Raw genomic sequence first — 21,985 nt, 5'->3', positions numbered from 1 at the left:
TTGATGTCTCTGAACAAGGGCGCTGGCCTCATTCACCTATGCCATTGCAAATTTACGATCGCGGCGGTCGGCCGCGCATGCGTGCTCGTCATCGAGAAAACCGGTCGACCGAGACCGCTGCACTTCCGATAACCCTCTGGATTTCTACTTTAAACGGCTGCCGATCGAAATTGCAAATGCCAACTGGTTGCAATTTCGAAAGCCCTCCGAAATCTCCGCGCGTATTCCAGTGCGGCATTTTGGCCGCAGCTGCGGAATCTGGAGGGCGCCTATTGTGCTCTGCACACGCTTAATATATCTAGGCATATTATAAGTGTGCTTATCAATTATCGGCACGGTCTCCTATGAATGGCAATCCTACTCTCGGCTTCCTGTTGCACGACGTTGCACGGCTGCTTCGCAAGCGGTTCGAGCAGCGCGCGCGTTGCCTTGGGCTCACGCGGTCGCAATGGCAGACGCTTGCCTACCTCAGCAGCAACGAGGGAATCCACCAGGGCGGGCTTGCCGAGATCCTGGAAATCGAGCCGATCACACTTGTCCGCATTCTTGACAAACTCGCCGACCGCGGTCTCATCGAGCGCCGTCAACATCCGAGCGATCGCCGCATCTGGCTTCTCTACGTGCGCGAGGAAGCACATCCGCTGCTCGCTGAGATGCGCACGCTCGGTGAGCTGACACGCAGCGAAGCATTCCAGAGTATCCCTCCCGAGCAGCGGGACCTGCTGTTCGACATCCTATCCGCAATGAAGACGAACCTAGTGCAGGCCTGCCGAACCCCGGTAGCCGAAAATGAGACCCGACATGGCTGAGAAGTCCTCCCTGCGCGTCGTTGCCGACGCAAATGCCAAAAACCCAGTTGAAGAAAACGACACTTCCCCCCGCGAGGAAACGGTAGCCGAGGCGCCTTCATCCAATTCAGCGCCCGCTACTGCCGTGGCTGCGCCCGGCGGCACTCAGGTCCGCCGCCGGCGCAGCCTCACGCGGCCCGTTCTGTTCGCTTTGCTGCCGGTCGCGCTCGTCGTCGGCGGCTATTACTACGTCAACGGCGGTCAGATCATGTCGACCGACAATGCCTATATCCAGGCCGACATGGTCGGCCTGACGACCGACGTGTCCGGTATCGTCGACCAGATCAACGTGCACGAGAACGAGGCGGTCAAGAGGGGCCAGGTGCTCTTCAGCTTGCGCCAGGATTCTTTCAGGATCGCACTCGACGGTGCGCAGGCGCAGCTTGGCGCCGTGCGCAACCAGATCCTCAATCTGAAGGCCAGCTATCAGCAGTCGCTTGCCGAGATCACACAGGCCGAAGCCGACATTCCCTACTATCAGACCGAGTTCGACCGCCAGCAGAACCTTCTGAACAGCTCGGCTGCGACACGTGTTGCCTACGACCAGGCCAAGCACAATCTCGACGCCGGCCATCAGAAGGTTGCCGTTGCCAAGGCCGAAGCGGCAGCGACGCTGGCGCAGCTCGGCGGCAATGCCGACCAGCCGGTAGAACACAATCCGCTCTATCTCGAAGCCAAGGCGAAGGTGGACGATGCGCAGCGCGAACTTGACCACAGCGTGGTCAAGGCGCCGTTCGACGGCATCGTGACAAACGTCAACTCGCTGCAGCCGGGCTCCTACCTGCAGGCGTCCACGCAGGCCTTCTCGCTGGTTTCGGCAAGCAACCTCTGGATCGCCGCGAGTCCGAAGGAAACGGAACTGACCTATGTCAAGCCCGGTCAGCCGGTGACGATCTATGTCGACACCTACCCGGGCGCGGAGTGGAAGGGCAAGGTCGAGAGCATCAGCCCGGCGTCTGGTTCAAGCTTCTCGCTGCTGCCGGCGCAGAACACAACTGGCAATTGGGTCAAGGTCGTGCAGCGCATTCCGATGCGGGTCAGTATTGATGACGCCGCCGGCAAGCCGCCGCTTCGCGTCGGCATGAGCACGGTCGTCGACGTCGATACGGGTCGTGCCCGCGGTCTTCCGGATTTCGTTTCTAAGCTTTTGGGCCGCTCCGGCGGCAAGGACCATGAGTAACGCTGCATCATCGCCGGCCACCCCGGTAGCCAATCGCGGCGCGATCACGGCTTGCGTCATCCTGGCCGTGATCATGCAGGCACTGGACACGACGATCGCCAACGTGGCGCTGCCCTATATTCAGGGCAGCGTCTCGGCGAGCGCTGACCAGATCAACTGGGTTCTGACCTCCTATATCGTGGCGGCTGCGATCATGACGCCGCCGTCCGGCTTTCTGGCCGCGAAGTTCGGGCGCAAGCGGGTGCTGCTGGCGGCGATCGCGGGATTTGTCGTTGCCTCGGTCTTGTGTGGCTTGGCTCAAAGCCTTCCTCAGATTGTTGCCTTCCGACTTCTCCAGGGCCTCTTCGGCGCGTCTTTGGTTCCACTCTCTCAGGGCATCCTCCTCGACATCTATAGTGTCGAGGAGCGCGGCTCGGCCATGGCCTTATTTGGCGTCTCGGTCATGGTCGGGCCGGTCCTCGGACCCGTGATCGGCGGCTGGTTGACCGATAACATCAGCTGGCGCTGGGTGTTTTACATCAACGTGCCGATTGGCGCGCTGGCGTTTGCCGGTATCGTGACCTACGTCACCGAGACGAAGCTGGATGCGCTGGCGAAGCTCGACTGGTTTGGCTTCGGAATGATGAGTCTCGGCATTGCATCGCTGCAGCTGTTCCTCGACCGCGGCGAACAGCTGAACTGGTTCGCATCCGGCGAGATCATGATCGAGGCGATCGTTTGCGCCGCGGCCTTCTACCTGTTGATCGTGCATACGCTGACGGCTGAGAAATCGTTCGTGAATCCGAAGCTGTTTCTGGACCGAAATTTCAGCGTCAGCATGCTCTTTATCTTCGTGATCGGCATCACCTATCTCGCCTCGCTGGCACTGATGACGCCTTATTTGCAGACACTGATGGGCTATCCCGTCATGACCGCCGGCATCGTCATGGGACCGCGCGGCCTCGGCACCATGCTGTGCATGTTCATCGTCGGCAGGCTGATCGGCAAGGTCGATACGCGAGTGCTGCTGGTGCTCGGTCTCGGGCTGACGGCCTGGGCGATGTACGCCATGACTGGCTGGACGCCTGATGTCTCGCAGTGGACGATCATTTCCGTCGGCTTCGTTCAGGGCGCCGGGCTTGGCTTCCTGTTCGTGCCGCTGACGACGATCGCCTTCTCGACGCTGCCGGCGCACATGCGCGGCGACGGAACCGGTCTCTACAACCTGTCGCGAAACATTGGTTCAAGTGTTGGCATCTCGATCGTATCGGCCCTCCTTGTCGAAAATGCCCAGGTCAATCACGAGACGATTGCGGCCTATGTCACACCGTTCAACCGGGCCTTCGAGGCGACGGCGGCGCAGGCGCTGAGCCCGCTGACGGCGGCGGGTCGGGCATCGCTCAATGAACTGATCACGCTGCAATCGACTGTTATCGCCTATATCGACGATTTCAAGCTGCTGATGCTCATGTCGCTTGCGGTCATTCCGCTCGTGCTGCTGCTGCGCAAACCGAAAGTCGCTCCGGCGATGGACCATAGCGCCGTGATGGAGTGATGTTCAGCGGAACGGCCTGCTGAGATAGCGAGACCCGGAGATGCCGAAGCGCCAAGGTGCTTCGGCATTTTTCGTTATGCCGATCCGTTTGCCGGCGACAATTTCGACGGGAGCTGAGGGTGTGATCGAGAACGGCGGGCGGTCGAGCAGTCTGTCGTTCAGCGAGAGGTCGATGCCGAGCGCCTGGCACAGCTTGCCGGGGCCGCTGCAAAGCTGCGTGAGCACGTCGCTGCCGCGGCGCTCCGTCATGGTCTTGATGCCGGCTGCCGGCTCGATTGCGCGGATCAGCACGGCCGAGCCCGTCGTGCAGACAAAGTTAAGGCACCAATACATGCCGTAGATGCGATAGATGTAGACATTGCCCGGTCGACCGAACATGGCGCCATTTCGTTGCGTCGGGCCGCGAAAGCTGTGCGAGGCTTCGTCGTCGGGAAAGTAGGCTTCCGTCTCCGTTATGCGACCGCCGGCATCGCCAACATGCAGATGGCAACCGAGCAGATCCCGGGCAACGGCAATCGCATCGCGCTCGAAAAAACGCTGAAGCTCCTGGCCGGCGAGGGGAGCGGCGCCGATCGCAGCAGCGGCATACGTCATCTGTTTCGGGCTCCGGCGCTTTGCTTCAAGGTACTAATGACCGACCTTCGGGTCGTGGCCCGAGATGGAGGAGCCGGTTACCGATACGGGGTCGCTTGCCGGAAAGGTATCCTCGAGACCTTCTTCCAACTCTTCTTCGAGCAGGGCGGCATCCTTGCCGCGCGCGCCATCAGCCTGCGAACTCTGCAAGGTTGTCGCAAGCAATGCTCGCGCGCGCGTGATCGCATTGTCGTTCGTCAGCCCTGGGGAGGCAGCGGCGTAGAGCGTGACCGATATGCTGTTGCCCGACTGCTCCGTGAAGATGACAACGAAACTGCTTTCCTTCGGATGCACGGTGACGTCTGTGATGGCCATGGAAGATCTCCCGGTTCTGACAGTTGACCCAAGTGAAACGCTTTTCGCTAGGATTGTCGAGCAAAGACCTTCCCCAGCCAGTCGATGAAAACGCGAACGCGGGGCGACAGCTGCCGGTTTCGCGGATAGAGCAGGGAGACCGGCGTTGGTGTCAGCGGGAAATCCGGCAGGACATGAACGAGCGTGCCAGCCGCGAGGTCACTTTCGGCGTGATACCGCGGCACCTGTATCAGGCCGAGGCCGAGCCTCGCCGCCGACATGAAGCTCTCCGCCGCATTGACGGTCACCGTCGCGGGCAAGGTGATGTTACAGATGCTGCCGCCGACCATGAATTCCAGTGGTAGAACGCCGCCCGTCGCAGTCGAGCGGAAACCGACCATGCGGTGGCCATCGAGCCTGTCCGGATGCTCGGGCAGGCCATGCTTTTCGATATAGACGGGAGCGGCAAGGGTAACCTCCTCCAGCATCGCGACGCGACGCGCCACCATGTCGCTGTCATCAGGCGTGCCGACCCGCAACACGCAATCGATGCCCTCGCGAACGAGGTCGACCAGACGGTCGCCCTCACTCATGTAGAACTCGATGTCCGGATACATCTCCAGAAAAGACGGTAGGCTCGGCAGCACGAAATGCCGGGCAAGCGTGCCATGCACGTCCACGCGCAGCATGCCCTTCGGCTTGGTGCCGGCGAAGGCGCCCTCCGCGTCCTCGATATCCGCGAGGATGGAGATACAGCGCTGATAATAGGCTTCGCCGTCGAGCGTCGGGCTGACATGGCGCGTCGTCCTCTGCAGCAGACGCACGCCGAGGCGTGCTTCCAGCTGCTTGACGGCATCGGTCACCGTGGAGCGCGGCAGGCCGGTGTCTTCGGCGGCGAGCGTGAAGCTGCGGCGCTCCACGACGCGGGAAAACACCCGCATGGCATCGAATCTGTCCATCTTATTTGTTCGGATTATTCGGATAGTGATGCCGAATAATGGCTGATTATCCGCGATGTGAAAAGAGGCATCTTCTCCCCATCGAAAACGCGCTGAGGCACAATGAAGGAAGGAAAAAGGCAATGAGCAGCAACGAGAACAAGGTCGCACTGGTCACGGGCGCTTCGAGAGGGATCGGCGCCGCGATCGCGGAACGGCTGGCCAAGGACGGTTTCACCGTCGTTGTCAACTACTCCGGGAACGCCGCTCTCGCCGAAGAGCTTGTGCAGAAGATCGAACGGGTTGGTGGCAAGGCACTGACCGCGCAAGCTGACGTCAGCAACCCAGAAGCCGTCCGCCGGATGTTCGATGCAGCGGAAGCAGCCTTCGGCGGCATCGACGTGCTCGTCAACAATGCCGGTATCATGCAGCTTTCCTCGATTGCCGATGCTGACGACGCCAACTTCGATCGTCAGGTTAGCGTCAATCTGAAGGGCACGTTCAACACCTTGCGCGAAGCCGGAAGGCGCCTGCGCAATGGCGGCCGTATCGTCAACTTCTCGACGAGCGTCGTGGGTCTGAAGCTCGAAAACTATGGCGTCTACGCAGCGACCAAGGCAGCCGTCGAAACGCTGACGGCCATCATGTCGAAAGAACTGCGCGGCCGCAACATCACCGTCAACGCCGTGGCTCCGGGTCCGACAGCCACCGACCTCTTCCTCGACGGGAAATCGGATGAGCTGATCGCCCGTATGGCCAAGATGAACCCGTTGGAGCGTCTGGGAACACCGGAGGATATCGCCGCCTCGGTCTCCTTCCTCGCTGGTTCAGACGGTTCCTGGATCAACGGTCAGGTGCTGCGCGCCAACGGCGGCATGGTCTGATCTTCGACTTCGGCAGGCTTGTCCTGCCGCCGCTCTGCGAACGCCCGCATAAAACAGTAACCCTCGAATATCGAAGGAATTGGAAAATGGACAAGCAGGTCATCGTCATCACCGGAGCATCCAGCGGCTTCGGCGCTCTCACCGCCCGCACCCTCGCCGGAGAAGGGCATGTCGTCTACGCCGGGATCCGCGATACGGCCGGCCGCAACGCGAAAGCCGTTGCCGATATCGCGGCCTTCTCGCGGGAGAACAATGTCGATTTGCGTTCGGTCGAACTTGATGTGGTCTCCAACGCGTCTGTCGAAGCCGGGATTTCCAAGGTCATCGCGGAGGCGGGCGGGCTCGACGTCGTCATCCATAATGCCGGCCATATGTCGTTTGGCCCGGCCGAGGCTTTCACGCCGGAGCAATATGCAGAGCTGTTCGACATCAACGTACTATCGACGCAGCGGGTGAACCGTGCTGCGCTTCCCCACATGCGCAAGCGGGGCAAGGGACTGGTCGTCTGGGTTTCCTCCTCCAGCACACGCGGCGGCACGCCTCCCTACCTTGCGCCGTACTTCGCTACCAAAGCCGCGATGGACTCGGTTGCCGTCTCCTACGCGTCGGAGCTTGCCCGATGGGGCATCGAAACGGCGATCATCGTGCCAGGCGCCTTTACCAAGGGCACTAATCACTTCGCCCACTCCGGTTCGCCGGCCGACGCGGCGCGGGCAGCGGAATACAATGACGGCCCCTACAGGGGCGTGCCGGAGCAGGCGCTGCAGGGGCTTGCCGCGCTCGAACCTGCCGATGCCGATGCAGGCTCGGTCGCAACGTCGATCGCAAAGGTCATCGCCATGCCCTTTGGCAAGCGTCCGTTCCGCACCCATGTCGACCCCTCTGAGGACGGTGCCGAGGTCGTCAATGGCGTCGCCGACCGGGTTCGTGCCGAAATGTTCCGGCGAATCGGTCTGGAAGATCTCCTCAAGCCAGTCATTCGCTAAATGGCGGTGTCCGCCATTGTTCCATTTTCGCGAACTTGCTGTGCACCAATAAGCTCTTAACAAATGGGCAAGAGCCGGCTTATAGTGAGTAAGTGAAGGCGACTGGAAGACCTCCAACTCCAGGCGCCAACCTCAGATACCGGCCGAGCCATTTCCCTGGTGACGCGGCAGGGTCTGAAAGGAATTTGATGACAGACAGTTGCGGCCCGTCGAAGGAACTCCTTCCGGGCCGCAATTGCGTCACGCGTCATTAAGTTTGGCGTCCGAGAGCAATTTCACCAGCCAGTCTACGAAGACGCGGACCTTGTTGCTGAGGTGCCGGTTCGGCGGATAGACAATGTAGAGCGGCAACGGCTCGCGGCTCCATTCCGGCAGAATTTCCACGAGGTCGCCTTTCGCCAATGCCTCGCGGATCATGAAACGCGGCAGCTGTGCAATGCCGAGACCGTTCAATGCCGCATTGACGAAAGTTCGGGTGTCATTGACCGACAGCAGGTAACGCGGATTGATCTCCAAATCTTCATTGTCCTTGCGGAATTCGAATGGGAGTGTCCGGTTGGTCTGGGCACGGAAGTAACTCACTGAATAATGGTCATTTTCCAGCTCCTCGGGGCGGGTTGGAATGCCGAATTTTTCGATGTAGAGCGGTGCCGCGCAGGTGAGCATCTCGACTTCTGAGACCCGCCTTGCGATCAGTGACTGATCGGCGGGCGTTCCGCCGCGAAGCGCGCAGTCGACGTTCTCGGCGAGGTAGTCGACGGTGCGGTCGCCAACGCCGAGGTCTACGCGGATATCCGGGTATTTCTGGTAGAAGTCGCAGAGCGCGGGCACGACGATCCAGTCGGCAAAAGCGCCTGCCATCTCGACGCGCAAACGTCCGGTCGGCAGTCCCTGCGAATTCGACAGGCTGCCGTCCAGCTCCTCGAGTTCGGAGACGATCTGGGCCGCTCGTTCATAGTAGAGCGCGCCGTCGGTCGTCACCATGACCCTGCGCGTGGTGCGGTTGAGAAGCTTGGTGTGCAGATGCGCCTCAAGCCCCTGGATGAGATTGGTCACCGTCGCCTTGGGCATGGCGAGCGTGTCGGCGGCCCGTGTGAAATTGCCCGTCTCTACGACGCGGATGAAAGCGCGCATTGCCGAGAGCTGGTCCATCGGAAATCACCTAAGCAGGTTGCACTGCGGTATTGTTCGAAATTCGGAACAGTGTAATCGCACTATCACTTCTTATTCCGACAGTGGAATAACAATATGTTTTCCTCAGAAATTGCAAGCCATCTTGGCTGGCAATACGTTATGTGGGCCAAACGCGAGCCGGAACGATGGCGGTGCAGGTGAAAGACATAGTGATGGAGAAGGTGGCCATCGGCCCCGTTTCCGCACGTGTCTATCAGGGCGCCGAGTTCGGCAAGGGTTCGCCGATCGTACTGTTTTTTCACGGCGGCGCCTTTCTGCAGTCGGGCATCAACGACAGCGTGGTTGCCGAGAGCTTGGCGAAAGCCGGCGCAATCGTCGCAGTACCGGACTACAATGGGCCGCTCGGCAATGTCTTTCCGAAGCCGCTCGAAGTCGGCTATTCGATCTTTTCTTATCTCGCCAACAAGCGCGCGTCGGGTCTCGGCGATCGCAATTCGCTGCTTATTGTGGCTGGCGAAGAGGCGGGTGGCAACATTGCTGCCGGTGTCGCTTTCAAGGCACGTGACCACTATGCCGATGCACTCGATGGTCAGGTTCTGATTTCGCCGCTGCTTGACCCATTCATGGGAACGTCGTCCATCCGCAAAGCTGACGGCATCGGTATGCGCCAGCGCTGGACCGAAGGCTGGAGCCACTATCTCAGTGGCGGCGGCTGTCATCCCTATGCCGCGCCGTGTTTGTGTTCCCGTATCGCAGGGGTCGCGCCGGCACTTGTTCTGACGGCAGAGGATGATCCCCTTCGTGACGAGACGCTCGGTTATGCGGATCGCCTGAAACAGGCTGGTGTTGCAGTTCGCCGGAATGTCCTCCCCGCCGGGACAGGTTGGCCATCCCTTTACGGCGGGAAATCCGAACACGCATCGAATTGGCAACAGACGATCGCTGACCAGTTCGAGGGCTTTGTTCGGGATATTAGCAGCCAACCTATTGCATTGAAGACGAACTGATTGAATCCGGCCATTTGAAGGGCCGCAAGGAGAGTAACAATGACGTCCAGTAAGAAGCGCTGGGCCCTCGTGGGCGCTGGCTTAGGACTTGCTGCGTCCGTTTCGGCCGCAGCCATCTTTTTCGAACTGCCGATGAGCACGACCGCCACGGCCGCTTCCACACCCGCACAGGCTCCCGCTGTGCCGGTGACGGTTGCCCTTGTCGCCAGCCGTGATGTGACGACGTGGCAGGAGTTTTCCGGGCGGCTCGAGGCCGTCGACCGCGTGCAGATCCGTTCGCGCGTGGCCGGCGCCATCCAAGCCGTGCACTTCCGCGAAGGCGCGCTGGTGAAGGCGGGCGATCTGCTTTTCACCATCGACCCCGAGCCCTATCAGGCGGCTGTTTCCCAGGCCGAGGGCCAGGTGGCATCTGCCGAGGCGAAGGTCAACCTCGCGCAGATCGAGCTGGAACGCGGCCGCAGGCTCTCAGACAACAAGACGATTTCGCAAAGCGATCTCGATCAGCGTCAGAATGCCTTCACTGAAACGCAGGCCGGCCTCCGCACCGCCCAGGCGGCGCTTCGTTCGGCACAGCTCGAACTCGGCTACACCGAGGTCCATGCGCCGGTTGCCGGCCGTGTCGGCAAGATCGAGATCACCGTTGGCAACCTTGTTGCCGCTGGCTCCACATCTCCCGCTCTGACGACGCTCGTGTCGGTCGATCCGATCTACGCAAGCTTCAATGCCAGCGAAGAGATGGTCACCAAGGCCCTTGCCGAACTACCGGCTGCCGATGGCGCCGTCCCCGCCGTCGAGCAGATCCCGGTCGAGGTCGGCACGCTGGCGGATCAGGGCACGCCGATCAAGGGCAAGTTGCAACTGATCGACAATCAGGTCGATGCGGCAAGCGGCACGATCGGCGTTCGCGCCGTCTTCGACAATCCCGGCGGCAAGCTGATCCCCGGCCAGTTCGTCCGGGTCCGCATGGGCGAGCCGAAAGCAGAGAACAAGATCCTGATCAGTGACCGCGCCATCGGCACGGACCAGGACAAGAAGTTCGTGTTCGTCGTCGATGCGGACAACAAGGTGAGCTATCGGCCTGTCCAGCTCGGTGCGGCGGCGGAAGGCCAGCGTATCGTCGAAAGCGGCCTGACTGTCGGCGACAAGATCGTCGTCAATGGCCTGCAGCGTATCCGTCCGGGCGCAGTGGTTGCGCCGCAGGCCGAAGAGAAAGTCGCCACGGCTCAATAAGCCGAGGCATCCGGAGCGTCTCGGCGCTCCGCGGAAATTCCGAAATGACGTGCTTCACCGGCGGCCTCCCAACCGCCGGAGAGGGCCGTTGCATCCCAGTTTCATCCCGGAGAGGGCTTTGAAATGAATTTCTCCAGATTCTTTGTCGACCGTCCGGTGTTTGCCGGAGTCCTATCGGTCCTCATCGTGGTCGCCGGTCTGCTCGGCCTGCGCGCGCTGCCGATTTCCGAATATCCGGAAGTCGTTCCGCCATCGATCGTCGTGCGCGCCACCTATCCTGGCGCAAACCCGGAGGTCATCGCGCAGACGGTCGCAACGCCGCTCGAAGAACAGATCAACGGCGTCGAGGGCATGCTCTATATGTCCAGCCAGGCGACCTCCGACGGCGTCATGACGCTGACGGTCACCTTCAAGCTTGGCACGGACCCGGACAAGGCACAGCAGCTCGTTCAGAACCGCGTTTCGCAGGCCGAACCGCGTCTGCCGGAAGAGGTGAAGACCATCGGCATAACGACGGTCAAGAGCTCTCCCGACCTGATGATGGTCGTGAACCTGATCTCGCCCGACAATCGCTATGACATCACCTATCTGCGCAATTACGGCGTCCTCAACATCAAGGACCGGCTGGCGCGTATCGACGGTGTCGGTCAGGTTCAGGTCTTCGGTTCGGGCGACTATTCCATGCGCGTCTGGATTGATCCGCAGAAGGCTGCCGAGCATGGCCTTGCCGCCAGCGACGTCACCAATGCGATCCGCGGCCAGAATGTGCAGGCCGCAGCCGGCACTATCGGCGCTTCGCCGAGCCTGTCAGGTGTAGACCTGCAGCTCAACGTCAATGCGCAGGGCCGCCTGCAGACGCCCGAGCAGTTCGGCAACATCATCGTCAAGACGGGCGCCAATGGCGAGATCACCCGTCTTCGCGACGTTGCCCGCATCGAGCTCGGCGCTGCCGATTATTCGCTGCGCTCGATCCTCGATGGCAAGCCGGCAGTCGCTATCCCGGTCTTCCAGTCTCCGGGTTCCAACGCCATCACCATCTCGGACGAAGTTCAAAAGACGATGGAAGAGCTGAAGACCGCAATGCCTGACGGCGTCAGCTACGAGATCGTCTACGACACCACGAAGTTCGTCCGTTCGTCGATCGAGAAGGTCGTCGACACGCTGCTCGAAGCCATTGCGCTCGTCGTCATCGTCGTCATTCTGTTCCTGCAGACATGGCGCGCCTCGATCATTCCGCTGATTGCCGTTCCGGTTTCGATCATCGGCACGTTTGCTGTGATGTACGTCTTCGGCTTCTCCATCAACGCGCTCAGCCTCTTCGGCCTCGTCTTGGCGATCGGTATCGTGGTGGACGACGCGATCGTCGTCGTTGAAAACGTCGAGCGAAACATCGAGAACGGGCTCAGTCCGCGTGCTGCAACCTACAAGGCAATGAAGGAAGTCTCCGGCCCGATCATCGCGATCGCACTTGTGCTCGTCGCCGTCTTCGTGCCGCTCGCCTTCATCAGCGGGCTGTCGGGACAGTTCTATCGCCAGTTTGCGCTGACGATCGCGATTTCGACCGTCATCTCGGCCTTCAACTCGCTGACATTGTCACCGGCACTCGCGTCCCTCTTGCTGCAGGACCATCACGCCAAGCGTGATTGGCTGACACGCGGCATGGATGCCGTCTTCGGCTGGTTCTTCCGGGGCTTCAACAAGGCCTTCGGTGCCGGTTCCCGGGGCTATGGAAAGGGCGTCGGCGGCCTCGTGTCGCGCAAGAGCATCGTCATGCTGGTATATCTGGCGCTCGCCGGCGCGACCTACGGTCTGTTCAATGCCGTACCGGGCGGCTTCGTGCCGGCTCAGGACAAGCAATATCTGATCGGCTTTGCCCAGCTGCCGGATGCTGCGAGCCTGGACCGCACCGAAGACGTCATCAAGCGGATGAGCGACATTGCCATGGCCGAACCCGGCGTCGCGCATGCCATCGCCTTCCCGGGCCTGTCGATCAACGGCTTCACCAACTCCTCGAACGCCGGCATCGTCTTCGTGACGCTGAAGGATTTCGAGGAACGCAAGTCGCCAGCGCTCTCAGGCGGTGCGATCGCCATGTCCCTGAACCAGAAGTTCGGGGCGATCCAGGATGCCTTCATTGCGATGTTCCCGCCGCCGCCGGTCAATGGTCTCGGCACGACGGGCGGCTTCAAGATGCAGCTCGAAGACCGGGCCGGTCTCGGCTATCAGGTGCTCGACGAGGCCAATAAGGCGATGATCGCCAAGGCCTACCAGACGCCTGAACTGACGGGCATATTCTCTGCCTATCAGATCAATGTTCCGCAGCTCTATGCCGATCTCGACCGTGAGAAGGCGGAACAGCTGGGTGTCCCTGTGACTGACGTTTTCGAGACACTGCAGATCTATCTCGGTTCGCTCTATGTCAACGACTTCAACGCCTTCGGCCGCACCTACAGCGTGCGCGTCCAGGCCGATGCCAAGTTCCGTGCCCAGCCCGAGGACATTGGCAAGCTGAAGGTTCGTTCGGCATCGGGCCAAATGATCCCGCTGTCTGCGCTCCTGAAGGTGAACGCGACAACCGGGCCGGAGCGGACCAACCGTTATAACGGTTTCCTCTCCGCCGATATCAACGGCGGTCCAGCTCCGGGCTTTTCCTCAGGCCAGGCTCAGGCGGCGATCGAGAAGATCGCCGACGAGACGCTGCCCAAGGGCATCGCCTTCGAATGGACGGATCTGACCTATCAGCAGATCCTGGCGGGCAATTCCGGCGTGATCGTCTTTCCGCTGGCGCTGCTGCTCGTCTTCCTCGTGCTCGCTGCACAGTATGAGAGCCTTGCCCTGCCGATCGCGATCATCATGATCGTGCCGATGGGCGTGCTGGCGGCACTGACAGGCGTCTGGCTGACCGGTGGAGACAACAACATCTTCACCCAGATCGGGCTGGTGGTCCTTGTCGGCCTCTCGGCGAAGAACGCGATCCTGATCGTGGAATTCGCTCGCGAGCTGGAATTCGAAGGCCGCACGCCGGTACAGGCGGCAATCGAAGCAAGCCGCCTGCGCCTGCGTCCGATCTTGATGACCTCGATGGCGTTCATCATGGGCGTCGTGCCGTTGGTCGTTTCAACCGGTGCAGGTGCCGAGATGCGCGCCGCCATGGGTGTGGCCGTGTTCTCCGGCATGATCGGCGTCACGTTCTTCGGCATCTTCATGACGCCAGTGTTTTACGTGCTGGTTCGCAGGCTGACGGGCAACCGTGCGCTGGTGCAGCACAAGGAGCACGAGCACGAAGAGGAAGAGAACGAAGCGAAAGTCATACGGCTCGCTGCCGAATAGCCCCCACTGCGCGGCGAGACGTGGAAAGGCGGAGCAATGCTCCGCCTTTCCTGTTTTCATGGGCTGACCATGCGGCCATGTCTCGAAGGACAAAACCGGGCGAGGGGTCGCGCGGTGAATGGTTGATGGAGGCGGCCAATGCATATTGCCATTGTCGGCGCAGCGGGAATGATTGGGTCGGCGCAGCGGGAATGATTGGGCGCAAGCTGACCGCGCGGCTCGTCGCCGACGGGCAGCTCGCAGGTCACGCCGTCAGTCGCCTTTCCCTCGTCGACGTCGTCACACCGGTTGGTGGCTTCGCGGAAAGCCGCATCCTGGACATTCACGGTCAGCGGATGGTCGACCGCGATTTCGGAACTGCCGGTCCTTCGAGGCTGTAGCTCAAGGATCTGAACAACATGCGACTGCGCAGAGCCTCTCGCTAACGCTGCCGCTGACGCCGGCCGTTCGCGCCGAGCTTGCGGAGTTCGTCGACCACGGCGGCGGCGAACCCGATCACAGCGGTTTGCTGCTGCAACTCGAAGAAAAGAATCACCGTTCCTCGAAAGGCTGAATTGCCTAGTGCACAGGATCTCTGTCAAAATCGACGCTGCGTTCGGCCTACAATTATTGATGGATTTTTAGGGTCTTCTAATTAATCTCTCGCCAAAAGGTTGGTTCGGCACGTAAAAAGGACTTCAATGGTGTCGTCATGACACCATACTGTTACTTGAAGCTGCATGAGGCTTGGACGGCGTTGGCATCGAGCAGTCCCACACGGTCCGAACGAGAGTTCCAGGACATTCTGCGGCGCCTTGAGCTTGCACTCGACGCGTCACAGATCGGTGTGTGGGAGCACAACCTCGATCAGAATGAGATCGCCTGGGATGTCCAGATGCATCGGCTCTACCAGACCGGGAGAGAGAGTGGTCCGGTCCCGACTGCCATCTGGTCAAACGCAATTCATCCCGACGATCGCGAGCGCGCCGAACAGGAATTCGAGGACGCCATTGCCAGACGCGGGCAATATAATTCGGAGTTCCGGATCGTTTGGCCGGGCGGCGAGATAAGATATATCCGATCACGGGCCCATTTCTACGTGAACGAAGATGGGTCACCCTCCTTTATCGGCGCGGAGTGGGACGTCACCGCAGACGTACTGCTTGCGAACGAGGCGGCTCGCCAACGGGCGGTCGCCGAGGCGCGGGCCCTGGCTTTGGAAGAAAGCAGTGCACGCATCGAGTATGTCGCGGAACACGACTATCTGACGGGTCTTCCCAACCGCCGCCTTTTCGACAAGCGCCTGGCCGAATTGGCCGAGGATGCCTCGGTCTCGACGCTTGCAGTTCTCCACCTCGACCTCGACGAGTTCAAGCAGATCAACGACAGTCATGGCCATGCCGCCGGCGACATCGTGCTGCGTGCCGCGGCCTTGCGGATCGAGGCCGCCATTCCAAAAGCCGCAATGGCGGCACGTATCGGCGGAGACGAATTCGTCATCCTTCTCGTCAATTTCGGAGGGCTGACGGAACTGAATCGTATGGCGCGTGACGTGCAGCGGCGCTTGAAGAAGAAGATTCGCTTCGGCCACGAAATGCTGCAATCCGGAGCTTCGATCGGCATTTCCTGGTCGGCAGATCGCTCTGGCTCCAACCTGCTCGCTGAGTCTGATATCGCGCTCTATCAGGCAAAAACATCGGGGCGCGACCGCGTCGAGTTCTTTTCACAGCAGCTCAAAGACGATCTTATGGGCAAGCGGCGCCTTGCAGAAGAGCTGAAGCTCGCGCTGGAGCAAGGCGATATTATTCCATTTTACCAATTGCAGCTCGATGCCCATACCCGCGAGATCGTCGGCATCGAGGCACTGGCGCGCTGGCATCACAGCGAGCGCGGTACTCTCTCACCCGGTATTTTCCTGAAGATCGCCGACGAGTTCGGTTTGTCGTCCGAAATCGATGCTTTAATCCTGAGGCGGGTTCTCGCGGACCGGCTGAGCTGGGGGCAGCATGCAACGGCCTTGCCACGGATCTCGGTCAACATTTCGGGACAGCGCCTCTACGATCCGCAATTGATCGACGATCTGGAGACGCTGGAGATACCGGAAGGTGCCCTGGTTTTCGAACTGGTCGAGACGATTTTCCTGGATGATTGCGACGACGAGCTCCTGCAGACCGTCGACCGCATTAAGCAGATGGGAATCGAGATTGAGATCGATGATTTCGGTTCCGGCCACGCGTCGCTCATCGGCCTGGTCCGGCTGCGCCCGGCACGCCTGAAGATCGACCGGCAACTGGTGAGCGAGGTGGATACGTCCTCCGAGCAGCGCCGCGTCGTCAAGTCGATCGTCGAGATCGGCAAGGCTCTCGGTGTGGACATTATCGCGGAAGGAGTCGAGACCGAAAACCATGCCGTGACGCTCGCCAAGCTCGGCTGCCACACGTTGCAGGGCTTCGCGCTTGGACATCCGCTGCCGGCATCCGAGATCGATAGCATCTTCGCTTCGAAAAAGGCGACGCAGGCCGCCAACCTTCGTCGTTAGCTAGCCTGAACGGTAGGGCGCTTACGGCTCGAGTTCGCCGCGGGCTTCCAGATACCAGTCCACGAAAGCCTTCACGCCGACATTCAGCGTCGTCTCCGGCTTGTAGCCGGTCAGAGCCACCAGCAAATCGGGGCTGGCAAAGGTGCGCGGCACGTCGCCCTTTTGCATCGGCAGCATCTTGCGCTTTGCCGGCTGGCCGAGTGTCTTTTCCACGGTCTCGACGAAGGTCATCAGGTTCTCGGGCTGACCGCCGCCGATATTGACGACACGGAACGGAGCCTGATGCGAAAGCGTCTCGACACGTTCGTCGGCCACGCGGTTGGCTTCCGACGGAGCGACGGACGAGAGCCGGACAACCGCCTCCACGAGGTCATCGATATAGGTGAAGTCGCGGCTCATCTGGCCTTCGCCGTAGATCTCGATCGGCTGGTCCTCCAGCATGCTCTTCACGAACTTGAAGAGCGCCATATCGGGACGGCCCCAGGGGCCGTAGACGGTGAAGAAGCGGAAGGCTGTGGTCGGGACCTTGTGGAGATGGGCATAGCTGTGCGCCATCAGTTCCATCGATTTTTTCGTCGCCGCATAGAAGGTCAGCGGCTCGTCCGCCCGGTCTGTCTCGCGGAACGGAACAGACGGGTTGGCACCATAGATCGACGAGGTCGAGGCCAGCATGAGATGGTTGACGCCGACATCCTTGGCGATCTCGAGGATGTTCCAAGACCCTTCCAGGTTGGACGTCAGATAGGCCTTCGGGTTTTCGAGGCTGTAGCGCACGCCGGCTTGCGCTGCGAGATGCACCATCACATCGGGCGTTGCGCTCGCCACGGCCTCTTCCAGGGCCTTGCGGTCTTCCAGCATGGCTGTCACCGAGCGAAAGGCCGGAAACTGTACCAGCGCCGCGTTGCGCATGTGCTTGAGCTTGATGTTGTAGTAGTGCGTCATGCCATCGAAGCCGACGACTTCGTGGCCATCCTGCAGCAGGCGGCGGGCAATATGAAAGCCGATGAAGCCCGCAGTGCCGGTGATGAAATAGCGCATCTCTATTTCTTCTCGTCCTTCTTTCCGATGGCGAAATAGGCAAAGCCATGCTTGGTCACTTCGGCGACGGGATAGATATTGCGCAGGTCGACGATCCTCGGGGTTTTCACCAGCGACTTCATCCGCTTGAGATCGAGCGCCCGGAATTCGTCCCATTCGGTGACGATGACGATCGCGTCCGCGTCTTCGGCAATCTCGTAGGGGTCGTTGCCGTAGGTGATCGGGCCGATAACCTCCTTTGCCATCTCCATGCCTTCCGGATCGTAGGCGTGGACGTTGGCGCCGCCGTCCAGCAGGGCCTGGATGATAGTAATCGATGGCGCATCACGCATGTCGTCGGTGTTCGGCTTGAAGGTCAGGCCGAGGATTGCAATCTTCTTGCCGCGAACATTGCCGTCGCAGGCGGCGATGACCTTGCGGCCCATGGCGCGCTTGCGGTTGTCGTTGATGGCGACCGTCGTCTCGATGAGGCGAACCGGGCTGTCATAATCCTGCGCGGTCTTGACCAGCGCCAGCGTATCCTTGGGAAAGCACGAACCGCCGTAGCCGGGGCCCGCATGCAGGAACTTGTCGCCGATGCGCTTGTCCATGCCGATGCCCTTGGCCACCTTCTGCACGTCGGCGCCGATCTGTTCGCAAAGGTCGGCGATCTCGTTGATGAAGGTGATCTTCATCGCCAGGAAGGCGTTGGCCGCGTACTTGATCAGCTCGGAGGTGCGGCGTTCGCAGAAATAGAGTGGTGCTTCATTGAGGTAGAGCGGGCGATAGACCTCACGCATGACGTCCACGGCGCGCGGCTCGTCGGTGCCAAGAACGATGCGATCCGGGCGCTTGAAGTCGGTAATTGCGGCGCCTTCTCGCAGGAATTCCGGGTTGGAAACGACGGAAATATCCTTCTCGGGGAATTCCTCGCGGAAGATGCGCTCGATCTCATCGCCGGTGCCGACGGGAACCGTTGACTTGGTGACGACGACCGTGAAGCCGGAGACCGCAGCGGCGATCTCGCGGGCGGCCGCATAGACGTAACTCAGGTCGGCATGGCCATCGCCGCGCCGCGACGGCGTGCCGACGGCGATGAAGACGACCTCAGCCTCCGCAACGGATGCCGCCAGCTCCTTCGAAAAATCCAGGCGACCGGCGGTGCGGTTATGGTCGATGATGTTGTCAAGACCAGGTTCGAAAATCGGAACTTTGCCGGCTTCGAGGGCGTCGATCTTTGCGGCGGACTTGTCGACACAGGTGACATGGTGGCCGAAATCGGCGAGGCAGGCACCGGAGACAAGGCCGACATAGCCCGAGCCAATCATCACAATACGCATGGATTCATTCCCTGGGACAGCAATCGCGGCCCGGCCGATTTGGCGGGGGCCGCGATGGTGTTACAGGGGGACGTTTATAAGTTCAAGACAGAGATGATCAGCTGCGCCCGAACTCGTCGACGATGCGGATGATATCGTCTTCGCCGAGATAGGATCCGGTCTGGACTTCGATCAGCTCAAGCATGATCTTGCCGGGGTTGGCCAAGCGATGGATTTCTCCGAGCGGAATGTAGACGGATTCGTTTTCCCTGAGCATCTGTACGTTTTCGCCGATGGTCACCTCGGCCGTGCCCTTGACAACGATCCAATGCTCGGAGCGGTGGTGGTGCTTTTGCAGCGACAGCTTCTTGCCCGGCGTGACGAAGATGCGCTTGACCTGGAAACGGTCGCCGTTCAGCACCGAGGTATAGCCGCCCCAAGGGCGGTAAGAGGTCGGGTGCGTCTCGGTCAGCTGCGATGTCGACGGGGCGGCAGCGAGCATCTTCACGAGGTTTCCGACGTCCTGGCTGTCCTGCAGCCGCCCGACATAAACCGCGTCCTCGCTGGCGATGACGGCGATGTCGTCCATGCCCTGGACGGCGAGATGCACGCCATGCGTCATGATGAGCGAGTTCTTGGTATTGACGACCGTCGTGTTGCCAGCGGCTACATTGCCATGCTCGTCGCGGCTGCCACTCTTCCAGACGGAATCCCAGCTGCCAAGGTCGGACCATTTGAAGGGCGAGGGGACGACCGCCGCATTGCTCGTCTTTTCCATGATCGCGTAGTCGATCGAGATGTTCGGGGCTTCGGCAAACGCCGCCTTGTCGAGGCGCGTGAAGTCCAGGTCGGTCTTTCCGCTTGCCAAAGCCTCTTGCGCGGCCTTCATCGTCTGGGGCGAGTAGGCGTTCATCTCATCGATCAGGCGTGAAACCGAGAACATGAACATACCGGAATTCCAATAGAAGCTGCCTGCCGCAAGCATCTCTTCCGCCTTGGCGAGCGGCGGCTTTTCGATGAAGCGCGCTACCGTCCGTGCGCCTGTTGGCAGCGCTTCTCCGCCTTCGATATAGCCGTAGCCGGTTGCCGGCTCGCTCGGCTGGATGCCGAACGTCACGAGCTTGCCTTCGGCGGCTGTCGCAGCTGCGATGCGGACGCAGTCAAAATAGGTGTCGTCGGCGACGATCTCATAGTCGGAGCCAAGCACATGCATGATTGTGTCTTGGTCAAAGCGTTTGCTCACCAGCGTCGCAGCCGCGGCAACGGCGGCGGCGGTGTTGCGGGCAACCGGTTCGAGCAGAATGGCGGCGAGGCCAATGTCCAGTTCACGTGCCTGCTCGGCGACGAGAAAGCGGAACTCTTCGTTGGTGAGAACGACGGGAGCCTCGTAGAGCGCAGGATCGGACACGCGCTGCAGCGTCTCCTGGAAAAGTGTCTTGTCGCCGATGAACTGTATGAATTGCTTCGGTGCTGCAGCACGCGACAGCGGCCAGAGGCGAGTGCCTTTGCCGCCAGCCATAATCACGGGAACGATCTTCTGTGTCATTTGGAGTGTCCTTGAATATCTCTTTTGCTTCGCCAATCAGTTCGCCTGCGCCCACCAGCGTATTCGCTCCAGACCGGCGTGCAGCAACCCCAGAGCGGCAGCTTCGCTTTCCGCCTCTGCGTAGCAGCGCATTTCGGGGGCATTGCCGGAGGGACGGAAATGAATGATGCGTCGGTCCTTCAGCGTGACGCGAAGCCCGTCGATGTCGCTGACGCCTCCGACCTCGCCGATCGGCTGCAGAAACGCCGCGAGATTGGCCGAGCCGGCACGGAGATACGCCATCAACCGGGCACTGGTCTCAACCGGAAAATTCTCAAGGCGGTCGGCCGCGGCAAACGGCAGATGGTAGGAGGCGGCGATGACCGAAAGCGGCTTCCGTCTGGATGCTGCGACAGAGAGCGTGGCCAGGATCGGCACGAAGCAATCGCGCGTCGGCAGGGCGCGCAGCTTATGGCCGTTGACGTCGAAGTCGCTCGCGGTCAGCACACCTCCGTTTGCCTCGAAACCGGCGACATGGGTCTGCCCGGCTGCGAATGCTTCTTGCATGCCTGATATCACAAAGGGAGAGCCGACGCGGGTGCGAATGATGTTGAAACGACCGGCAGCTTCGATGCCGGAATTCGAGGTCACGGGCGTCACCACCGATGTCGCGCCGAGAAAGTTTGCGGCGATCAGTCCAAGCAGGTCGCCGCGCAGTGGCGTGCCGGTCTCATCTGCCACCAACGGGCGATCGCCATCACCATCCGCAGAAACAACCGCGTCGAGGCTATGCTGCCTTGCGACATCCTTGAGCTTGGCAATCGTCTCTTCCGAAACGGCCTCGGTGTCGACGGGTATGAATGCTTCCGAACGGCCAAATGGCACGACGGTTGCGCCGAAATGCTTCAAGAGGTCCACCAGCAGGTCACGGGCGACGGTGCTGTGTTGGTAGACACCGACTTTGACGCCGTCGAGCGCGTCTGTGGGGAGAATATTGGCATTCCGCTCGCGGAAAGCTGCCAGGCATTCGACAGACCGATCCTGTGGTTTGGTGCCGCGGGGCTGAAACGCAAAACCGGCGCGATCGAGTTCTGTGGCCTCGGCCGTGATCGTTACCTCGTCGGCCTTGCCTATCTCACCGTCCGGCCGATAGAACTTTATGCCATTGCGATCGGCTGGAATGTGCGAGCCCGTTACCATCAGGCAAGCGGCCTTTTGCTGCAGGCCATAGAGCGCAAGCGCCGGCGTTGGGACGGCGCCGCAGTCGAGAATGTCGAAGCCGAGGCCGGCCAAAGCATCGGCGCAGTTTGCTGCGATTTCAGGGCTCGAATCCCTGAAGTCCTTGCCGATCAGCAGGGCATCGCCGTGGCGCGCCATTCCACTGTCGAGCAGATAGCGACCGAAGGCGGTGGCATAGAGCGCCGAAGCTCGCCCCTTGAGGTCGACAGACAGGCCGCGAAGCCCACTTGTTCCGAATTTCATCCTGAATAAGCCCCCGGATACGCTTGAATTCACCAGCGATTCGACCGCAATCTACTCAGCGTTCGTAAATAGTGAACCCCGACGAACAATAAAATGTCTGCCAATTCCCGCTTCGAGGCAAGCTGA

Annotated in this window: 17 protein-coding genes and 1 pseudogene; 10 read left to right on the top strand and 8 right to left on the bottom strand. The window is 60.7% G+C overall.

Annotated elements, in window-relative coordinates; translation table 11 throughout:
* Positions 1–344 precede the first annotated feature (344 nt).
* From ACSQ9D_RS13800 to ACSQ9D_RS13790, 3 genes are read left to right on the top strand one after another with little or no spacing between them, the layout of a single operon-like run.
* Complete coding sequence (locus ACSQ9D_RS13800) at positions 345–809, top strand: MarR family winged helix-turn-helix transcriptional regulator (RefSeq protein WP_436282689.1); 465 nt, start codon at positions 345–347, stop codon at positions 807–809.
* Positions 802–2,028 (top strand): HlyD family secretion protein, encoded by a 1,227-nt coding sequence (locus ACSQ9D_RS13795; RefSeq protein WP_436282688.1) that lies wholly within the window; start codon positions 802–804, stop codon positions 2,026–2,028. Before ACSQ9D_RS13800 ends, ACSQ9D_RS13795 begins: the two co-directional genes overlap by 8 nt.
* Complete coding sequence (locus ACSQ9D_RS13790; RefSeq protein ID WP_436282687.1) at positions 2,021–3,562, top strand: DHA2 family efflux MFS transporter permease subunit; 1,542 nt, start codon at positions 2,021–2,023, stop codon at positions 3,560–3,562. The genes ACSQ9D_RS13795 and ACSQ9D_RS13790 overlap by 8 nt, the downstream gene beginning before the upstream one ends.
* A gap of 3 nt (positions 3,563–3,565) precedes the next feature.
* On the opposite strand, the gene ACSQ9D_RS13785 is transcribed toward ACSQ9D_RS13790, so the two are convergent.
* Genes ACSQ9D_RS13785 through ACSQ9D_RS13775 form a run of 3 tightly spaced genes read right to left on the bottom strand, consistent with a single transcriptional unit; the run spans position 3,566 to position 5,448 of the window.
* Complete coding sequence (locus tag ACSQ9D_RS13785) at positions 3,566–4,156, bottom strand: DNA-3-methyladenine glycosylase (protein WP_436282686.1); 591 nt, start codon at positions 4,154–4,156, stop codon at positions 3,566–3,568.
* A gap of 33 nt (positions 4,157–4,189) precedes the next feature.
* A complete protein-coding gene (locus tag ACSQ9D_RS13780) occupies positions 4,190–4,510 on the bottom strand; it encodes a hypothetical protein (RefSeq protein ID WP_436282685.1) in 321 nt (106 codons plus the stop codon).
* 47 nt (positions 4,511–4,557) lie between these two features.
* The gene (locus ACSQ9D_RS13775) at positions 4,558–5,448 is read right to left on the bottom strand and encodes a LysR family transcriptional regulator (RefSeq protein WP_436282684.1); all 891 of its coding nucleotides are present in this window, start codon (positions 5,446–5,448) and stop codon (positions 4,558–4,560) included.
* A 122-nt stretch (positions 5,449–5,570) separates the two neighbouring features.
* Here ACSQ9D_RS13775 and ACSQ9D_RS13770 point away from each other — a divergent pair, with 122 nt between their 5' ends.
* On the top strand, positions 5,571–6,311 hold the full coding sequence (locus ACSQ9D_RS13770) for an SDR family oxidoreductase (protein ID WP_436282683.1): 741 nt from the start codon (positions 5,571–5,573) through the stop codon (positions 6,309–6,311).
* 86 nt (positions 6,312–6,397) lie between these two features.
* Positions 6,398–7,297: an SDR family oxidoreductase gene (locus tag ACSQ9D_RS13765; protein WP_436282682.1), complete on the top strand. Its 900-nt coding sequence runs from the start codon at positions 6,398–6,400 to the stop codon at positions 7,295–7,297.
* Positions 7,298–7,537: 240 nt separating this feature from the next.
* Here ACSQ9D_RS13765 and ACSQ9D_RS13760 read toward each other — a convergent pair whose 3' ends face one another.
* On the bottom strand, positions 7,538–8,449 hold the full coding sequence (locus ACSQ9D_RS13760) for a LysR substrate-binding domain-containing protein (RefSeq protein ID WP_436282681.1): 912 nt from the start codon (positions 8,447–8,449) through the stop codon (positions 7,538–7,540).
* A gap of 167 nt (positions 8,450–8,616) precedes the next feature.
* Here ACSQ9D_RS13760 and ACSQ9D_RS13755 point away from each other — a divergent pair, with 167 nt between their 5' ends.
* From ACSQ9D_RS13755 to ACSQ9D_RS13735, 5 genes and pseudogenes are all read left to right on the top strand, one after another.
* Positions 8,617–9,438 carry an alpha/beta hydrolase fold domain-containing protein gene (locus ACSQ9D_RS13755; protein WP_436282680.1) on the top strand — a complete coding sequence of 274 codons (822 nt, stop codon included), beginning with the start codon at positions 8,617–8,619 and terminating at the stop codon, positions 9,436–9,438.
* 39 nt (positions 9,439–9,477) lie between these two features.
* On the top strand, positions 9,478–10,668 hold the full coding sequence (locus ACSQ9D_RS13750; RefSeq protein ID WP_436282679.1) for an efflux RND transporter periplasmic adaptor subunit: 1,191 nt from the start codon (positions 9,478–9,480) through the stop codon (positions 10,666–10,668).
* Positions 10,669–10,791: 123 nt separating this feature from the next.
* Entirely contained in the window at positions 10,792–13,998 is a 3,207-nt protein-coding gene (locus tag ACSQ9D_RS13745) for an efflux RND transporter permease subunit (RefSeq protein WP_436282678.1), read from the top strand.
* A gap of 290 nt (positions 13,999–14,288) precedes the next feature.
* A pseudogene (locus tag ACSQ9D_RS13740) lies at positions 14,289–14,551 on the top strand (NAD(P)-dependent oxidoreductase); the annotation flags it as partial.
* A gap of 138 nt (positions 14,552–14,689) precedes the next feature.
* Positions 14,690–16,516: a putative bifunctional diguanylate cyclase/phosphodiesterase gene (locus ACSQ9D_RS13735; protein WP_436282677.1), complete on the top strand. Its 1,827-nt coding sequence runs from the start codon at positions 14,690–14,692 to the stop codon at positions 16,514–16,516.
* A 21-nt stretch (positions 16,517–16,537) separates the two neighbouring features.
* Here ACSQ9D_RS13735 and ACSQ9D_RS13730 read toward each other — a convergent pair whose 3' ends face one another.
* The 4 genes from ACSQ9D_RS13730 to ACSQ9D_RS13715 all read right to left on the bottom strand — a co-directional run bounded on the left by ACSQ9D_RS13730 (position 16,538) and on the right by ACSQ9D_RS13715 (position 21,859).
* The gene (locus ACSQ9D_RS13730; protein WP_436282676.1) at positions 16,538–17,554 is read right to left on the bottom strand and encodes an NAD-dependent epimerase/dehydratase family protein; all 1,017 of its coding nucleotides are present in this window, start codon (positions 17,552–17,554) and stop codon (positions 16,538–16,540) included.
* A 2-nt stretch (positions 17,555–17,556) separates the two neighbouring features.
* Positions 17,557–18,873: a UDP-glucose dehydrogenase family protein gene (locus tag ACSQ9D_RS13725; protein WP_436282675.1), complete on the bottom strand. Its 1,317-nt coding sequence runs from the start codon at positions 18,871–18,873 to the stop codon at positions 17,557–17,559.
* Between the two features lie 97 nt (positions 18,874–18,970).
* Positions 18,971–20,398, bottom strand: coding sequence for a mannose-1-phosphate guanylyltransferase/mannose-6-phosphate isomerase (locus ACSQ9D_RS13720; RefSeq protein ID WP_436282674.1), 1,428 nt, complete (start codon positions 20,396–20,398; stop codon positions 18,971–18,973).
* Between the two features lie 36 nt (positions 20,399–20,434).
* Positions 20,435–21,859, bottom strand: a complete 1,425-nt coding sequence (locus ACSQ9D_RS13715) for a phosphomannomutase (RefSeq protein WP_436282673.1) — start codon at positions 21,857–21,859, stop codon at positions 20,435–20,437.
* Between the last annotated feature and the right edge of the window lie 126 nt (positions 21,860–21,985).

The organism is Rhizobium sp. LjRoot258, assembly GCF_964254185.1.
Lineage (GTDB): Bacteria > Pseudomonadota > Alphaproteobacteria > Rhizobiales > Rhizobiaceae > Rhizobium.
Note: the sequence above shows the minus strand (reverse complement) of the source record. Positions and strands in the feature narration are given on the sequence as shown.